The sequence below is a fragment of the Pseudomonas sp. Emmai genome (assembly GCF_055179735.1).
The window spans coordinates 1,146,774-1,162,734 of the sequence record NZ_CM143685.1 but is presented as its reverse complement, the minus strand read 5'-3'; the positions used below and the strand labels follow the sequence as shown (position 1 = coordinate 1,162,734).

Genomic DNA, 15,961 nt, shown 5'->3' with positions numbered 1-15,961 from the left:
CTCCTAGCTATTATTTATTAACGTTCAGCAGACGAAAAACAGACAACGTTTTATTGTTATTAAACCCCGTGAAAAATGTACGTCTACAGTCGTACATTGGCAAGCGTTATTATCAGGAGCAATACCTATTTTTTAGAAGGCACTGATAATAATTAAAGGCGAAAAGAAACATCCGAACTTGCAACGAAGTTACGGCGTTTAAACACTAAGGAATTAACGTGCGCCGGCGCGTCGTGCGCTCACCTCCGACAGCGATGCCCAATCCTGATCGCCTTGGCCGTGGGCCATGCCATCCAGCAGGTTGTCCTTCAAGACACTGGCAAACGGCAACGGCACCTGCGCCGCTTCACCCGCCTCCAGCGCCAGGCGAATGTCTTTTAAGCCCAGGGATAATTTGAACCCCGCCGGCTCGAACTGCTTGTCGACCATCAGTTTTCCGTAGCCCTGATAGACCGGCACCGCAAACAGCGTCGAGGTGATCATCTCGATGAAGGCTGCACGGCTGATGCCGTAGCCGCTGGCCAGGGTCGAGGCCTCGGCCGTTGATTCGATCGCCGCGGCAATCATCAGGTTGGCCGACAGCTTGGCGACGCACGCCAGTTCTGCACACTCGCCGAACGGCCAGGTCTTGCGACCCAGCACATCGAACAATGGCTGGACCCGCGCCAACGCATCGGCAGGTCCGGACACCAGAATATTCAGATTGCCGGCCGCCGCGACATCCACCCGCCCCAGCACCGGTGCCGACACATAAGCCACCCCGCGCTCGGCGTGCAGCGCCGCCATTTCCTTAGCCAGCGCCACCGACACCGTGGACATGTTCACATGCACGCTGCCCGGCGCCAGGCCGTCCAGCGCCTTGGCGTCGATGAACACGGAGCGGATCGCGGCATCGTCGCCCAGCATCGAGATCAACACTTCGGCGTTCGCCGCCAGGGCCGGACGGTCGACCGCTTGAGCGCCGGCCTGCACCAATGCTTCCAGCGGCGCCGGCGAGCGATTCCACACGCGGACCTGATGACCGGCCTTCAGCAGGTTCAGCACCATCGGCGCGCCCATCGTGCCCAAACCAATAAAACCCAGTTCCATGTCTTGCTCCTGTCGGTGTCAGGTGCCCGGAATGTCCGTTGCACGGCGAATCAGAATTGCGATTGTACGTGTACAGGCGTACATTTCAAGTGCCTCGATTATTTAACCTTCGGAGCACCGGTTTCAAACATACCTATACGCAAGGCAAGGAGGCTTTATGCAATTCGGGATCTACACCGTTGGCGACGTCACGCAAGACCCGACCAACGCCAGTACCCCAAGTGAATCTCAGCGCATTCAGGCCACCCTGCAAATCGCGCAAAAAGCCGAGGACATCGGTCTTGATGTGTTCGCGACCGGCGAGCACCACAATCCGCCGTTCATTACCTCTTCCCCGACCACCCTGCTGGCCTACATCGCGGCGAAGACCCAACGCATCATCCTCTCGACCTCCACGACCCTCATCAGCACCAACGATCCGGTGCGCCTGGCCGAAGAGTACTCGCTGCTGCAAAACCTCTGTGGCGGGCGCATGGACCTGATGCTGGGTCGCGGCAACACCGCGCCGGTCTACCCCTGGTTCGGCAAAAACATCACCGATGGCCTGCCGTTGGCGATGGAAAACTATCGGCTGCTGCACCAGTTGTGGCGCGAAGAAGACCTCAACTGGAGCGGTCGTTTTCGCACCCCGTTGCAGAACTTCACCTCGATTCCCCGGCCCCTGGACGACTTGCCGCCCTTCGTCTGGCACGGTTCGATCCGCACCCCGGAAATCGCCGAACAAGCGGCGTATTACGGCGACGGTTTTTTCGCCAGCCATATCCTCTGGCCCCGCGAACACTTCATTGCCCTGGTCGAGTTTTACCGGGAACGCTTTGCCTACTACGGCCATGGCACGCGTGAGCAAGCCATCGTCGGCCTGGGTGGGCATATCTTCATGCGCCGCAACTCCCAGGATGCGCGACGCGAGTTTCGTCCCTACTTCGACAATGCCCCGGTGTACGGCCATGGACCGTCACTCGAAGAGTTCATGGAGATGACCCCGTTGTCGGTGGGCAGTCCCCAGGAAATCATCGACAAGACCCTGACCTTTCGTGAGCATTTCGGCGACTACCAGCGCCAATTGTTCCTGTTCGACCATGGCGGCATTCCGTTGAAAACCGTGCTGGAACAACTGGACATGTTCGGCGCCGAAGTGCTGCCGGTGCTGCGCGAAGAAACCCGCAAACGCCGTTCGCCGCTGGCGGCCGAAGCCCCCACCCACGCCAATCGCCTGGCCCATTTGCATTCCACACAGAGGCTTGAAATCGACCCGCGAACCGGTTTGAAAACCACGTCTCACGACACCGTCACCGGTCGATAAAACCACCCGGCAAGCGCCCTCGATCCATCGAGGGCCCTTGCTGAGGATCAGGCCGCGCCCCGCAATGGCGGATGCGCGCCCATCACCGTCAACACATCATCGGTAATCAGCCGGGCGAGGTATTGACCGTAACCGGTCTTGCTCATGGCGCCGGCCAGCACCAGCAACTGCGCGTCGTCGATCCAGCCCTTGTTGTAGGCAATCTCTTCCAGGCAGGCGATTTTCAAGCCCTGGCGCTTCTCGATGGCGTGCACGAAATTGCCTGCTTCCAGCAACGCATCATGGGTGCCGGTGTCGAGCCAGGCCATGCCGCGCCCCATCACTGAGACATTCAATTTGCCCCGTTGCAGGTAGACGTTGTTGACGTCGGTAATCTCCAGCTCGCCCCGAGGCGACGGCTTGATATCCGCCGCGATCTGCAGCACTTCGTTGTCGTAGAAATACAGACCGGTGACGGCGAAATTGGATTTCGGATCGGTCGGTTTTTCGCAGATGCTCAAGGCCTTGCCGGTGGCATCGAACTCGACCACGCCAAAGCGCTCGGGGTCGGCCACGTAGTAGCCAAACACCGTCGCGCCTTCGTCGCGGCTGGCCGCTTGCAGCAGGGTTTCGCCGAAGCCGGCGCCGTAGAAAATGTTGTCGCCCAGCACCAGGCACACATTGTCTTCGCCAACAAATTCGCGGCCGATGATGAAGGCCTGCGCCAGGCCATCCGGGCTTGGCTGCACGGCATAGCTCAGGTTCAAACCCAACTGGCTGCCGTCGCCGAGCATGCGCTGGAAACCGGGCAAATCTTCCGGGGTCGAAATGATCAGGATTTCGCGAATGTCCGCCAGCATCAACACCGACAGCGGGTAGTAGATCATCGGTTTGTCATACACCGGCAGCGACTGTTTGGACACGCCCAGGGTGATCGGGTGCAGACGCGAACCGGCGCCGCCCGCCAACAGAATTCCTTTGTACTTGGCCATGCTTTTTTCCTTTTAAGCAGAGAGGTTTGAAGGGGGTAATGTTCAGGCTTCAACCGATTCGGTGGCGTGTTCGCCGAGGCGTTCCAGGGCGTAGTCGCCCGACAGGACCCGCGCCCACCAAGGGCTGTTTTCCAGGTACCAGTCGACGGTTTTACGCATGCCGGTCTCGAAGGTTTCCTGCGGCGTCCAGCCCAGGTGGGCGTGGATTTTCCCGGCGTCGACCGCGTAGCGTTTGTCGTGGCCCGGGCGATCCTTGACGAAGGTGATCAGGTCGCGAAAGTGCGCGACGCCTTCCGGTTTGAGCGCGCCGCGCTCCTCCAGCAAATCGCACAAGGTGTGCACCACTTGCAGGTTGGTCTTCTCGTTGTGACCGCCGATGTTGTAGGTCTGCCCGACCTCGCCACGACTGACCACGGCATACAGGGCCCGGGCGTGATCCTCGACAAACAGCCAGTCGCGGATCTGCGCGCCATCGCCGTACACCGGCAACGGCTGGCCTTGCAGCGCATTGAGAATGACGTGGGGAATCAGTTTTTCCGGGAAATGGAACGGCCCGTAATTGTTCGAACAATTGCTCAGCACCACCGGCAAACCGAAGGTGCGGTGCCAGGAACGCACCAAGTGATCGGAACTGGCCTTGCTCGCGGAATACGGCGAACTCGGCGCGTAAGCCGTGGTTTCGGTGAAGGCCGGGTCCTGGGGTTCAAGGTCGCCATACACTTCATCGGTGGAAATGTGGTGGAAGCGAAACGCGGCCTGGCGCGGCGCATCCAGTCGGTTCCAGTAGCTGCGCGCCGCTTCGAGCAAGGTGTAGGTGCCGACGATATTGGTTTCGATGAACGCCTGCGGGCCTTCGATCGAGCGGTCCACGTGGGACTCGGCGGCCAGGTGCATCACAGCATCGGGTTGCTGGGCAGCGAAGATCTCGTCCAGCGCATTCTTGCTGCGGATATCCACCTGGTAAAACGAGTAGCGCGGTGAGTCGGCGACGTCGGCCAACGAATCCAGGTTGCCGGCGTAGGTCAACTTGTCCACGTTGATGACTTCGCAGTCGGTTTCATTGATCAGATACCGCACGACGGCCGAGCCGATAAAACCCGCGCCCCCAGTCACTAAAATTTTCATCAGCGCCTCCCTTGGCCAATTGATGATTGAACAATCCTTGAACGTTCGCTCAGTTGAGCAAAGCCACCCAGTACTGGCTCAAGCCCTGCTCCAGAATCAGCAGCGTCTGGATGCAGACAAAGCTTTCATCGGTGGTGGCCGACGTCGAGTTGAGCGGGCCGAATCCGCCGTCCTGTTTTTGATGCGCGGCAATCCAGTCCTTCGATTCCTGCAGATAAACCGGTTGGGCATCAAGCAAGTACATCGCCGCAATGGCCATGTAAGTGCCCACTAGGCTCACGGCTTTGCCCGGCCGGTAATGGAACGAACCATTGGCCAATTGCAGTTTTTGCAGCCAGGCCACGGTGTGCCCGGCGTCGACGATGCGCTTGTTGAGAATGAACAGCGTCGACACCACGCGGTACACCGAAAACGCGTCCGGCGGATAACCCGGTTTGTTGGCAAACCCGCCGTCTGCGGTGCGGCAGCGCAACGCGAACGCGAGGACCGCTTGCTCGTCCGAGGCCTTGGCGCCCAGCGCATGCAGCGATAGCACCGCCAGGTTGGTGTGCCAGATATCGGAGGCAAAACCCGGCACATCGCCGAAACCACCGTCCGGGTTCTGGCTTGCCTGCAAGTAACGCACGCAACCGTCGATATCGTTCGGCAGAGCGCCCAGCACCCGCAACGACAACACCGCGCAGTAACTGGCGAACACATCGCTCAGGTGCCCCGGCTGCTCGGCGAAACCGCCATCGATGTTTTGCGAAGACTTGATGCAATCGATCAGGCTCGCCTTGTTTTCAATCTGGATGCCCAGCGCGTGCAGGTCCGAGATCACGTGCAAGCCGGAAAACACCTGCCAGGTCTTGTCCGCCCGAAAGCCCAGCGGCGCGGTTTCGGCGGTCAGCCCGTACGGCGTATCGCTGGAGGCGCGGGCCTTGGACAGCCAGGCCAGGTAGCGTTTCAGATCCACGTTGATGGCGGGCACGGCCGCAGGATGGATGTCTTGCACATCGCAGCTGCCATCGATCGCGATCAGTTCCTGCGCCACCAACGCCGCATCGTCGTGATGATGCACGGTGGCCGGTGGCGCCAGGTTTTGCAGGGCGTGGGCGGCGGCCAACTGGGTTTTCAGGCTCTTCAAGTGCAGCGGCAAGTAAGTCAGGTTGCCGATGCTGAAGATCCCCGGCTGACGCGGCGGCGCCCAAAACTGCCGGATAAACGGCACGGTCGGGTCGTCGGGGGTGGACCAGAAGTAGCCCTTGCCCAGGAACAGCCCGCCGTTGCAGCGGTCATGAAACTCCAGCAACGCAGCAGTCACCGACGTGCGATCCGGCCCTTCGAAACCGCCCGGGAATGCCCGCATCGCCTGCAACAGTAACGCGACGTCGTAGGCGGTTTTGATCGGGAACGGCGACTCGTGTTTTTTGTACGAGGTGTGCCAGTCGACCCGCACTTTGCCGTTGATGCACACCCGGTCCCAATACCCGCCATAGGCCGGATCGCGAAACAGCGCCAGGGTTTGCAGCAGAAACGAGCGCGCCAGATTCGACAGTGCATTGTCGTCGCGAACATTCGCCAGTCGCGCCAGTGCAAGGCTGATGTGGGCGCGCACGGCGCAGCGGCTCAAGTCCACGTCGACGCACGAGTCACTGTCACCGCCGGCGATGCGTGCGATCAGGTTTTCGGTATGTACCTGCAGGTGCCCGACCAGTCCCTGGCCCAGCGGATCGTTGCCGATCCGGGTGAGCAGGTTGGCCGCGCTGATATCCAGCTCAATGGACGTCGCCACTTCCAGGGGCGTCGACCAATCGCTGCTGTAGACGCCGGCGACGGTGGACCGGGCGTAGAGCGCTTCGATCTTTTCCAGCATCGCGCTGATGATCTCGCGGTTCGCCGCGCTCTGTGGCACCCGGCGCTGATAGGCCATCAAGGCATTCAGCGCATCCAGTTGCAGCGCCAGGGTCCGGCAGCGCCCCGAACCGTGGGGCGTCCAGAACTGATCGGCCAGTTCATGGAACCCCGCGTTCTGGGCATCGTACAAACCCATCAACCCGTCATGGGCGAAGCGCAATTGCGCTTCTTCGCCATGCTCGGCCTGGTAGAGCGTCGCCTCAACCTGATCCTGCAACTGCTTGTCACTGGAAATGGCGACCTGCCCACTGGCATCGGTGATTGCAAAATAGCCACCGTGCTCGGGGTCGGCGAGGCCTTGATCAAAAAAGAACTGCGGATGAAGCGACATGGTGAATCCCTCTTCCTTGAGGTTAAGCGGCCTGGCTTTCAGCCAGCGGCATCACGACGCCCTGGCACAACTCGATGATGCGGGTGGCGGCGCGGGCGGCACCGTCGCCGTCCGGGGAGGCGACCTGTTGATGCGGCGCAAAATAGTTCAGGGCCTGGGTGTCTTTGTCGAGTTCGGCCTGGACCAATTCAACGATGCGGTGCTGGTCGTGGCCCAGGTGCGTTGCAAAACCGAGCAGTTCCAGGCGACGCAAGGCTTCCAGTTCGTGGTATTCCGATTTGGACGGCAACACGAACAAGGTCGGGATCTTCAACGCGGCAATTTCTGTCACGGTGATCCAGCCCGGCGCGGAAATCAGCAGGCTGGCTTCATGCAGCAAGCCCATCCAGTCCGGGTAGTACGGCACGCAGATCACGCCGTCCTGGGCCGCGATGTCCTGACGTCCCAGCAACACCATTTTCAGGTCGGGATTGCGTTCGCGCAGGGTCTTGAAACTGTCCAGGTAGGCGGCGAGCAGCGCATCCTTGTTTTGCGAGAACATCGTGGTGCCGCTGATGGACGCGACGATAAACGGCGAATCGCCGATGTTCAGTTCGGCGCGCACATCCAGACCGCTTTGCACGTATTCGCGAATCATCGGCCCGACAAAGTGCGCCTTGCCGTTGCTCAGGGCTTCGGCGACCGGCGTGCCCTGATCAAGCGCTGCCACAAACGGCTTATCGGTCAAGACCAATTGGCTCTGGTTGATCATCCAGCTGAACTGGCTGTGCAATGCCGCTCGAGCACGGGCCATTTCCAGTGCATTGACCTCGAAGCCACCGTCGGCCAGGTCATGGTCTTCCAGTTGGCAGAGGGTGAAGTCATAGCGTTCGGTGACAAACACCAGCGGCGTGCCACTGAAAATGGCGGCCAGGCAAGCGGCCATGTTGTAGTCCGAGACCAGCACCGAAGGTTTGTACTCGGTGATCAGCGCCAGGTAAGACAGAATTCGCTCGCCGGACAAGAACGTATTGGCGATATAACCGCCAATGTAATTGGCCCAGTCCAGTTCTTTCGACAAGTTGCTCTTTTTCGAGTAGTCGACCAACCGCCCGGCAATATCCACGACCTCGACACCGGCCTTTTCAAACAACGGTGTAAACGTGGGTTGCAAGGACGCCAGCGCGACAGTCAGCGGCATGTCCGGCGTTTGCTTTTTAATCGCCTGGGCGATGGACAGCGCGCGCATGTTATGACCGGAACCGGTTGGATTAGGGGCAAATAAAATCATTCTTGAATCTCCATTAGTTGAACAACGCCATGAACCACAGTGTTTTCCAATACATCCCTTATAACCACGGAATAGGGCTTTATAACGGCACCTTCACCAATATTCAGTGGACCTACCAAGATGGCACCTTCGCCAATAACGCAACGACTTCCGATCCTTATCGGAGCTTCCTCCCAAGGCAGTGAACGAAACGAATAATCATGAGTTGAAGCCACAATCGTGACCCCGGCGCCGACCTCGGTGAAGTCGCCGATCGCGACACCACCGGCGGCCTCGATCACCACGCCTTCACCCAGCGTGGCGCCGGTGCCCAGTTCAATGCCGCCTTGCTGGGACAGGCCACCCTGGCGCTGACTGCGCCCGATCAGGATGCAGTCCCGGGCGATTTCCACCGACGCACCGCCACGCAATTCGGCATCAATCAACGCGTCTTCGCTGATGTCCCAGGTGATGGTGTCGGGGTTCAACTTCTTGAGCCGGGCCACGGACAGCGACGCTTTGTCGATCAGCGAAGGCAAGCCCTGGCGGGCTCTGTCCCGCACTTTGGCCAACACATGAGCCGGGCTCGGCGTACCATCCTCGATCACTTTGCGATAACTGATCACCCGAGCCGGGCGGCCCACGGCAATGGCGTCCGGCGCAATATCCGAGGTCACCAGGGCACCCGCCGCAATCACGGCCCCGGCACCGATGGTGACACCGGCACGCACCGTGACTTTGGCGCCGAGCCAGGCATTTTCGCCGACCCGAATCGGTGCCTCCGGGGTGCCCAGGCACTGCACACCGGTCGCCAGCATGCTCGACTTGCCGAGGCTGACATGGCGCAAATCCGACTTGAAGCCGACAAAAATGTCATCGCCCAATTCCGCACTTTCCAGGCGACAGGCCGCCCGAATCCAGACATGTCGACCCAGGTCGCTGGCGGAATCAATCGTCGTTAAAACTTCGATCAGATTAATATCGTCCACAATAAAGCCTCATTCCATTGATGCCGGGAACATAATAAATTCAGCGCGCACAAAACTTCGCTGACTGAGTCAGCCGATGCGCAACTGTTAACTAATTAGTGATAAACCAAACTTCTCTAAGCACGCCTGACGTTGCGTCTGCGCCACTTAATTAACTGACTGTTCCATTATCTGATCGCCTTCCATAAATGACAGATAAATGTCCACGCTTGTGCCGGGGCCAAGTCAGATATTAACGAGAGAGCTTGCTGAATTAAGTCCGTCCGTGACTACGATGTAACTCCATTGAGGGGAATGTCCTTTAGTACGAATGTTATAGTACAGACAATTTTGTTTTGCAATAGGTGTCCGGCTGGTTATCTCGTTTAAGTCTAAAAAAATACTGAACTTTTATGGTGCATTACTGTAGTAGTTCCGTCATATCTGCACAAAATCGGTGCAACTCGTTATTCCTGCGCAGTGAATGTCCCCAGCGCTAACAGGTAACTGGATGTCGAAGCCAGACATCCGGCCACTGCCGCCGAACGATAGGGTGGCTGTTCAAACCTGTCATTCGCCTGGAGCTGTCATGTCCGCACCTATCACCGTCCTTCGCGATACCCACCCGTTGCCCGTCCTCGACGCCTGCAAATGGGAAAAGCTCGAAGGCGACCCGCACACCGTCAACCTTAACGCCTACACCAGCGAAGACGGCAGCAAGATCATGGGTACCTGGATCTGCACGCCGGGCAAGTGGTATGTGGAATACGTGAAGTGGGAATACTGCGATTTCCGCGAGGGCTACTGCATCATCACCCCCGAGGGCAAAGAGCCGATCCACCTGCGCGCCGGGGATATCTTCGTCATCGAGCCAGGGATGAAAGGCACGTGGGAAGTGGTGGAGACAGTACGTAAGTATTTTGTGTTTGCCTGACAAAGCAAAAGATCGCAGCCTTCGGCAGCGCCTACATGGGAATGTGAACATCCCGTAGTAGCTGCCGAAGGCTGCGATCTTTTCTTTTCCCCTGAATAAAAAGCCGGGGATCTGCCCGACGCAGCCCCCGGAAAAACCTCTTATTGAGGTTTGCGATAGCTATTGATGATCGCCGAGAAGTCCTTGCCACCCTCCCCGCGCTGGCTCATCGCCTGATACAACTGCTGGGCCACCGCGCCAAGCACCACCGGTTGGTGCGCCTGACGGGCCGCTTCCGTGGCCAGCCCCAGATCCTTGAGCATCAGTTCGGCACCGAAACCGCCGGTATAACCGCGCGAGGCCGGCGCCGTTTCGACGATGCCCGGCCACGGGTTGTACATTTCCGAACTCCAGCAACGCCCGGTCGAGCTGTTGATGATCCCGGCCAACACACCGGTGTCGATCCCCAACGCATCGCCCAACGCCATGGCTTCACTGACGCCGACCATCGAGATCGCCAACAACAGGTTGTTGCAGATCTTGGCGATTTGCCCGGTGCCGACTTCGCCGCAATGGACGATGTTGCGGCCCATTTGCGCCAGCACGGGTTGCAGGGTGGCGAACAACTCAGGGGTGGCGCCGACCATAAAGGTCAACGTCCCCGCCGCTGCACCGCCAGTGCCACCGGACACCGGCGCATCGGCCATGGCCACGCCTTGTTTGGCAGCAGCGGCCGCCACATCGCGGGCCGTCTGCGGATCAATGGTGCTGCAATCCACCGCCGGCACACCCTTGCCGATACCGGCGAGCACGCCGTCCTCACCGAGCCAGACGCTGCGCACATGCACAGCGGCTGGGAGCATCGTGATCACCAGTTCTGCACCCTGCGCCGCTTCCCGCGCCGTAGCGCTGATGCTGCCGCCCAGTTGCTCCAGCTCCGCCAGTACGGTTTTGTTCAGATCGACCAGGCTCAGCGCATGGCCAGCCTTGATCAGGTTGCGCGCCATCGGCGCGCCCATGTTGCCGAGACCGATAAAAGCGATTTTCATGCCTGGCTCCTTAACGCAAGTTGATGGTGGTGTTCACACCGTCATTGACGCTGTCGTCATCGAACCAGCGGCTGGTGACCGTCTTGGTCTGAGTGTAGAACTGCACCACTTGCTTGCCATACGGACCGAGGTCGCCGAGTTTCGAACCACGGGAACCGGTGAAGCTGAAGAACGGGACCGGCACCGGGATCGGGATGTTGATGCCGACCTGGCCGACATCGATTTCGCTCTGGAACTTGCGCGCCGCCGCACCGCTCTGGGTGAACAGGCCAGTGCCGTTGCCGAACGGGTTGGCGTTGACCAGGGCAATCGCCTGATCGAGGGTGTCGACTTCCAGCACCACCAGCACCGGGCCGAAGATTTCCTGGGTGTAGATCTGCATCTCGGTGGTTACGCCGGAGAACAGGGTCGGGCCGACAAAGTTGCCTTTCTCGAAGCCCGGCACACTGATCTCGCGACCATCCAGTTCGAGCTTGGCGCCTTCCTTGATGCCGCTTTCGATCAGATCAAGAATCCGCGCCTTGGCCTTTTTCGAAATCACCGGTCCAACGTCAGTGCCCGCCTCGCTGCCCGCGTTCACCTTGAGCTTCTGCGCCAGCGCTTTCAGGTCCGGCAGCCATTGCTTGGCCGCGCCCACCAGCACCACCACGGAAGTGGCCATGCAACGCTGACCGGCCGCACCGAAACCGGCGCCAACCAGCGCATTGAGGGTTTGTTCGCGATTGGCATCCGGCAGCACCACAGCGTGGTTCTTGGCGCCCATCATCGATTGCACGCGCTTGCCGTGTTTGCCAGCCAGATCGTAGACGTGGGTGCCGACGGCGGTCGAACCGACGAAGGAAACAGCCTTGATGTCTTTGTGGGTGCACAGTGCGTCCACCACGTCCTTGCCACCGTGAACGACGTTGAGCACGCCCGCCGGAACGCCGGCCTCGATCGCCAGTTCCACCAGCAGCATGGTCGACAGCGGATCCTGTTCGGAGGGCTTGAGCACGAAGGTGTTACCGCAGGCGATGGCCATCGGGAACATCCACAACGGAATCATCGCCGGGAAGTTGAACGGGGTGATGCCGGCGCAGACGCCGATGGGCTGGCGCAGGGTGTAAGTGTCAACGCCGCCGGCGACGTTCTCGGCGAACTCACCCATCTGCAGCGTGCCGATGGAGCACGCGTGCTCGACCACTTCCAGGCCACGGAAAATATCGCCTTCAGCGTCGGCGATGGTTTTGCCCTGCTCGGCGCTCAGGACCACGGCGATGCGTTTGGAATGCTCGCGGATCAACGCCTGGAGCTTGAGCATGATGCGCATCCGCGCGCCGATCGGCGTCAGCTTCCAGGTCTGGAAGGCGCGATGGGCAGCGCTGATGGCGGCGTCGACTTCTTGCGCGGTAGCGAAGGGAACCTTGGCCAGCACTTGCTGGGTCGCCGGGTTGACGATGTCGTGCCACTCGGTGGTCTGGGACTCGACCCACTCGCCGTTGATCAACAGCTTGACGGTCTGGACGGTGGTTTCGTTGGGCGTGAGCGATGCGTTCATGCTGGTCTCCAATACTTATTGTTATGCAGGGAGCCAAGGCGGGTAAGTCGCCTTGAGATGAGGCGTGTGTCGCGAATTGGTTGTCGGACTGTTTTTGGAGTATAGATGTGCAAACTTCTAATAAGAACGCACATAAAAGCCGGTCCAACATGCAAAAAAACATCACGTCTTTAGGTTCGCTGAACTGGGATGACCTCAAGTTTTTCCTCGAAGTCGCCCGCACCCGCAAGGCCAGCACCGCGGCCAAGCGCCTGTCTGTGGATTACACCACCGTGTCTAGGCGCATCAGTTCGCTGGAAGCGGCATTGGGCACATTGCTGTTCGAAAAGTCCCGGACCAGCGGTTTCGTGCTGACCGCCGAAGGCCAGCGCCTGCTGGGGTACGCGGAGTCGATTGAAAGCACGCTGCACATGGCTTGCGAACAGGTTTCCGGCTCCGGCGTGGCGCTGTCCGGGCATGTGCGCATGGGCTGCACCGAAGGTTTCGGCAGTTTTTTCATCACCCCGCAGCTGAGCCACTTCGTCGACGCCTACCCGGCCATCTCGGTAGACATCCTGCCGCTGCCGCACTTCATCAGCCTGTCCAAACGCGAAGCGGACATCGTCATCGCCCTGGAACGCCCGGAACACGGGCCGTACGTCTGCTGCAAACTCTGCGACTACAAACTGCAGCTCTACGCGACCCAGGACTATCTGGACAAACACCCACCGATCCGCCGCCCGGCCGACTTGGCCAAACATTCATTCATTAGTTATGTCGATGACCTGGCGTTCAGCTCGGAGCTGCTGTACCTGGCGAACGTACTGCCCGGCGCCAGCGCCAACCTGCGCAGCACCAGCGTGATCGCGCAGTTCGTGGCGGCGCAGCAAGGGCGGTCGCTGGCGATTCTGCCGTGCTTTCTGGCGGCGCAGGATCCGAGGTTGCTGCCGGTATTGCCGGCTGAGATCAACATCACCCGACAGTTCTGGATGTACTGCCGGGAGGATCTGCGCAAGCTCAAGCGGATCACCCTGTTGTGGGATTACATCAGGGAAGTGACTGAGCAGAATCAGCGTCTGTTGATGGGGGACAGCCGGGAGATGGTGTTTGCCGATTAGTCGGCGCTCACCACAATCGAGACTCGACGATTTTCGGTACGGCCAGCCGGTGTGTCGTTGGACGCCACCGGCTCTTTGCTGCCGAGCCCCTGCAACTTGATGTCCTGCTCTTTCATCCCGACCTCGCTCAGGACTTTGCCGACACTTTTCGCCCGCCGCAGGGACAGTTGCTGGTTGTAGGTTTCTTTACCCGAAGCGTCGGTGTGACCATCGACCCGCACCCGCTCAATCCCGACGCCCAGCAGGGCCTTGCCGATGCGTTGGACGATCTCGGTGCTTTGCGCATTCAGGTTTTCGACATCGCTGCCAAACAACACTTTGCCGGACAGGCCAAACGCCCAGCCCTCGTCGGTCAGTTCGAAGCCTTGTTGCTTGAGCACAGAGATTTGCGCCGGGGTCAGGCCTTTTTGCGGCGTGGTTTGGCATCCGGTCAAAGCCAATAAAGCCATGAACAGGGTGATGGAGAACAATCGCAGGTAACGCTGGGGAATTGAGAACACAGAAATTAGCTCCTGGTTTGAATGTGGGCGACCGGGAGCTCCGACCCGGCCGTATGCTGTGCGCCTCGGGACAAGCGTTTGGCCTGGTACATCGCCGCGTCGGCAGCGTTGAGCAGAGCGCCGGGCGTAGCGCCGTGATCGGGATAGACGGCGATGCCGATGCTGAGGGAGGTCAACACCGTGGTGTTGCCCGGCAAGGTGATCGGCACTTCCATGCTGGCAATGATTTTGTCGGCGATCCGCTCGGCGTCTTCGGTCTTGTGCAGCGGCGTCAGCAGCACGGCAAACTCATCGCCGCCCAAACGCGCCACCAGATCCTCTTCGCGCAATTGCGCACGTACCCGCGTGGCCACCGCGACCAGCACCGCATCGCCGGCGGCATGGCCGAAGCTGTCGTTGATTTCCTTGAACCGGTCGCTGTCGAGGAACAGCACCGCCACCCGCTCGTTGAGCTTGTGGGCATTGCGCAGCGCACGAATCAGTCGACCTTCGAAAAACGCCCGGTTCGGCAGCCCGGTGAGGCTGTCATGGCTGGCTAGGTGGGCCAGGGTTTCGTTCTCGCTTTGCAGGTGGGTTTGCCAGGACTCCAGTTCATCAAGCAGGGCATTGAAGTCATTGCCGAAGTCGTCCAGTTCGGCGATGTCGGCGGGCGGCACGCGCTGGTCGAAGGCTCGGTCTCTGCGCGCGGCGTGGGCTACGGCGGCCAGACTGCGCAGTGGCCCGGTGATTCCGCGAAGCTGGCGGCGCGCCAGATACAGCGCAACCCAGGCACTGATGGCGGTACACAACACAATGCCCATCAGACCGCTGAGCAAAAACCGCATCAGGCTGCCACCATGTCCGGTGAGCTGGATGCTGCCGATTTCCAGGCCCTGGTGGACGATAGGCATGTTGATGGGTTTTTCGAGAAAGGCCTTGGCGATCTGCGCTTCCAGATCGGAAAACAATCCGGTTTCCGGTCGCTGCCAACGAGCGAGCAACACGCCCCGGGCGTTGAGCACCTGGGCATCCGCGACTTCTTCGGTGGAGGCGATCAACGCCAGCGCTTCGGTGGCCGCAGACTTGTCGTTGAACACCACCGCAGCTTCCACGGTGTAGTTGATCGAGCGTGCGATCAGGTGCAGGTTATGGTCGGCATAGACCCGCAACGCCAGGACCCCGAGCAGGGTCAGGGACACGCTGGCCATGGTCACGCCCACCAATGCGACGATCAGGTGGCCGCGACCGATGACCGAACGTAACGTAAGACGACTTTTCGATTTGAAGAGGCTCATGGCGCCGCCGGCTTACGGCGCGACAGTTGCAGCACGCTGGGGTGAATGCGCACGCCACTGCGGGCGACGGAGTCGAGATTGACCTCGAACGACACTTGATCGTCGCTGACCCGCAGGCAGAACAGGCTGCCGACGGTGCACTGATCGCTGCTTTCGCTGATGCTCAACACCGGTTGGCCAATCAACGAGGCGAACAGACGGCTGCGCTCATCGGCGGTCAACTTGCCGATGTACACCGCATCGCACTCACTGACAATCGCCGGGTTGTCGGCCAGCAGGCGTCGTACGGTGACCGGACGCCCGGTGGCCTGGGTCGAGCCCTTGACCAGATTGTCGGTGTATTCGGTCGGGCCGACCACGCACAGGCGCAACTGCGCAGGTTCCACCGGCCAGCGCGCATAACTGAGGATCCCGAGCACCACCTGGGTCACCGCTTTAGCCCGTTGATCGGCCATGCTGACGGCGGCTTCAGGTTGTGCGAACGCAATGCCGGTCAGCAAACAGAGCAGGCCAACAAGCAAAAATCGCTTGCAGCCAGTAACGCTCTCTGTCGCCCGGACAGCCAACTTCATGCAGGGATTCTCTTCGATTACAACGAAATGATGCCGCAACGATAGCACAGCACCGAAATGCCCGCGAGGCCGCAGAACACGGCGCTT

General features: G+C 60.0%; 14 protein-coding genes. 3 read left to right on the top strand and 11 right to left on the bottom strand.

The window, feature by feature from the left end:
- Positions 1 to 213: 213 nt before the first annotated feature.
- A complete protein-coding gene (locus ACY4LX_RS05070; RefSeq protein WP_463259343.1) occupies positions 214 to 1,089 on the bottom strand; it encodes an NAD(P)-dependent oxidoreductase in 876 nt (291 codons plus the stop codon).
- A gap of 157 nt (positions 1,090 to 1,246) precedes the next feature.
- Here ACY4LX_RS05070 and ACY4LX_RS05065 point away from each other — a divergent pair, with 157 nt between their 5' ends.
- Positions 1,247 to 2,392 (top strand): LLM class flavin-dependent oxidoreductase, encoded by a 1,146-nt coding sequence (locus ACY4LX_RS05065; RefSeq protein ID WP_463259342.1) that lies wholly within the window; start codon positions 1,247 to 1,249, stop codon positions 2,390 to 2,392.
- A gap of 47 nt (positions 2,393 to 2,439) precedes the next feature.
- Here ACY4LX_RS05065 and rfbA read toward each other — a convergent pair whose 3' ends face one another.
- From rfbA to ACY4LX_RS05040, 5 genes are read right to left on the bottom strand one after another with little or no spacing between them, the layout of a single operon-like run.
- A complete protein-coding gene (gene rfbA, locus ACY4LX_RS05060) occupies positions 2,440 to 3,363 on the bottom strand; it encodes a glucose-1-phosphate thymidylyltransferase RfbA (protein ID WP_463259341.1) in 924 nt (307 codons plus the stop codon).
- Positions 3,364 to 3,405: 42 nt separating this feature from the next.
- Entirely contained in the window at positions 3,406 to 4,488 is a 1,083-nt protein-coding gene (gene rfbB / locus ACY4LX_RS05055; protein WP_463259340.1) for a dTDP-glucose 4,6-dehydratase, read from the bottom strand.
- Positions 4,489 to 4,537: 49 nt separating this feature from the next.
- Positions 4,538 to 6,715, bottom strand: coding sequence for a prenyltransferase/squalene oxidase repeat-containing protein (locus tag ACY4LX_RS05050; RefSeq protein ID WP_463259339.1), 2,178 nt, complete (start codon positions 6,713 to 6,715; stop codon positions 4,538 to 4,540).
- 22 nt (positions 6,716 to 6,737) lie between these two features.
- Entirely contained in the window at positions 6,738 to 7,985 is a 1,248-nt protein-coding gene (locus ACY4LX_RS05045) for a glycosyltransferase family protein (protein ID WP_463259338.1), read from the bottom strand.
- A complete protein-coding gene (locus ACY4LX_RS05040) occupies positions 7,982 to 8,953 on the bottom strand; it encodes an acyltransferase (protein WP_463259337.1) in 972 nt (323 codons plus the stop codon). Before ACY4LX_RS05040 ends, ACY4LX_RS05045 begins: the two co-directional genes overlap by 4 nt.
- 568 nt (positions 8,954 to 9,521) lie before the next feature.
- Here ACY4LX_RS05040 and ACY4LX_RS05035 point away from each other — a divergent pair.
- A complete protein-coding gene (locus ACY4LX_RS05035) occupies positions 9,522 to 9,866 on the top strand; it encodes a cupin domain-containing protein (RefSeq protein WP_008024653.1) in 345 nt (114 codons plus the stop codon).
- 140 nt (positions 9,867 to 10,006) lie between these two features.
- On the opposite strand, the gene mmsB is transcribed toward ACY4LX_RS05035, so the two are convergent.
- Both mmsB and ACY4LX_RS05025 read right to left on the bottom strand, forming a co-directional pair.
- Positions 10,007 to 10,894 carry a 3-hydroxyisobutyrate dehydrogenase gene (gene mmsB / locus ACY4LX_RS05030; RefSeq protein ID WP_463259336.1) on the bottom strand — a complete coding sequence of 296 codons (888 nt, stop codon included), beginning with the start codon at positions 10,892 to 10,894 and terminating at the stop codon, positions 10,007 to 10,009.
- Between the two features lie 10 nt (positions 10,895 to 10,904).
- Positions 10,905 to 12,431, bottom strand: coding sequence for a CoA-acylating methylmalonate-semialdehyde dehydrogenase (locus tag ACY4LX_RS05025; protein ID WP_149657716.1), 1,527 nt, complete (start codon positions 12,429 to 12,431; stop codon positions 10,905 to 10,907).
- 149 nt (positions 12,432 to 12,580) lie between these two features.
- Here ACY4LX_RS05025 and ACY4LX_RS05020 point away from each other — a divergent pair, with 149 nt between their 5' ends.
- Positions 12,581 to 13,528, top strand: coding sequence for a LysR family transcriptional regulator (locus ACY4LX_RS05020; RefSeq protein WP_133838422.1), 948 nt, complete (start codon positions 12,581 to 12,583; stop codon positions 13,526 to 13,528).
- Here the strand turns inward: ACY4LX_RS05020 and ACY4LX_RS05015 are convergent.
- The 3 genes from ACY4LX_RS05015 to ACY4LX_RS05005 are packed head-to-tail and all read right to left on the bottom strand — an operon-like array spanning position 13,525 to position 15,874.
- Positions 13,525 to 13,977: an OmpA family protein gene (locus tag ACY4LX_RS05015; protein ID WP_463260564.1), complete on the bottom strand. Its 453-nt coding sequence runs from the start codon at positions 13,975 to 13,977 to the stop codon at positions 13,525 to 13,527. The genes ACY4LX_RS05020 and ACY4LX_RS05015 overlap by 4 nt on opposite strands.
- Positions 13,978 to 14,033: 56 nt before the next feature.
- On the bottom strand, positions 14,034 to 15,302 hold the full coding sequence (locus tag ACY4LX_RS05010; RefSeq protein WP_463259335.1) for a diguanylate cyclase domain-containing protein: 1,269 nt from the start codon (positions 15,300 to 15,302) through the stop codon (positions 14,034 to 14,036).
- On the bottom strand, positions 15,299 to 15,874 hold the full coding sequence (locus tag ACY4LX_RS05005) for a regulatory sequestration protein YfiR (protein WP_149657719.1): 576 nt from the start codon (positions 15,872 to 15,874) through the stop codon (positions 15,299 to 15,301). Before ACY4LX_RS05005 ends, ACY4LX_RS05010 begins: the two co-directional genes overlap by 4 nt.
- Between the last annotated feature and the right edge of the window lie 87 nt (positions 15,875 to 15,961).

What these genes read in the sequence shown, in the direction of transcription:
- ACY4LX_RS05070 (WP_463259343.1), bottom strand. Translation starts at nt 1,089, where the DNA reads ATGGAACTGGGTTTTATTGGTTTGGGCACGATGGGCGCGCCGATGGTG.
- ACY4LX_RS05065 (WP_463259342.1), top strand. Translation starts at nt 1,247, where the DNA reads ATGCAATTCGGGATCTACACCGTTGGCGACGTCACGCAAGACCCGACC.
- rfbA (WP_463259341.1), bottom strand. Translation starts at nt 3,363, where the DNA reads ATGGCCAAGTACAAAGGAATTCTGTTGGCGGGCGGCGCCGGTTCGCGT.
- rfbB (WP_463259340.1), bottom strand. Translation starts at nt 4,488, where the DNA reads ATGAAAATTTTAGTGACTGGGGGCGCGGGTTTTATCGGCTCGGCCGTC.
- ACY4LX_RS05050 (WP_463259339.1), bottom strand. Translation starts at nt 6,715, where the DNA reads ATGTCGCTTCATCCGCAGTTCTTTTTTGATCAAGGCCTCGCCGACCCC.
- ACY4LX_RS05045 (WP_463259338.1), bottom strand. Translation starts at nt 7,985, where the DNA reads ATGATTTTATTTGCCCCTAATCCAACCGGTTCCGGTCATAACATGCGC.
- ACY4LX_RS05035 (WP_008024653.1), top strand. Translation starts at nt 9,522, where the DNA reads ATGTCCGCACCTATCACCGTCCTTCGCGATACCCACCCGTTGCCCGTC.
- mmsB (WP_463259336.1), bottom strand. Translation starts at nt 10,894, where the DNA reads ATGAAAATCGCTTTTATCGGTCTCGGCAACATGGGCGCGCCGATGGCG.
- ACY4LX_RS05025 (WP_149657716.1), bottom strand. Translation starts at nt 12,431, where the DNA reads ATGAACGCATCGCTCACGCCCAACGAAACCACCGTCCAGACCGTCAAG.
- ACY4LX_RS05020 (WP_133838422.1), top strand. Translation starts at nt 12,581, where the DNA reads ATGCAAAAAAACATCACGTCTTTAGGTTCGCTGAACTGGGATGACCTC.
- ACY4LX_RS05015 (WP_463260564.1), bottom strand. Translation starts at nt 13,977, where the DNA reads ATGGCTTTATTGGCTTTGACCGGATGCCAAACCACGCCGCAAAAAGGC.
- ACY4LX_RS05010 (WP_463259335.1), bottom strand. Translation starts at nt 15,302, where the DNA reads ATGAGCCTCTTCAAATCGAAAAGTCGTCTTACGTTACGTTCGGTCATC.
- ACY4LX_RS05005 (WP_149657719.1), bottom strand. Translation starts at nt 15,874, where the DNA reads ATGAAGTTGGCTGTCCGGGCGACAGAGAGCGTTACTGGCTGCAAGCGA.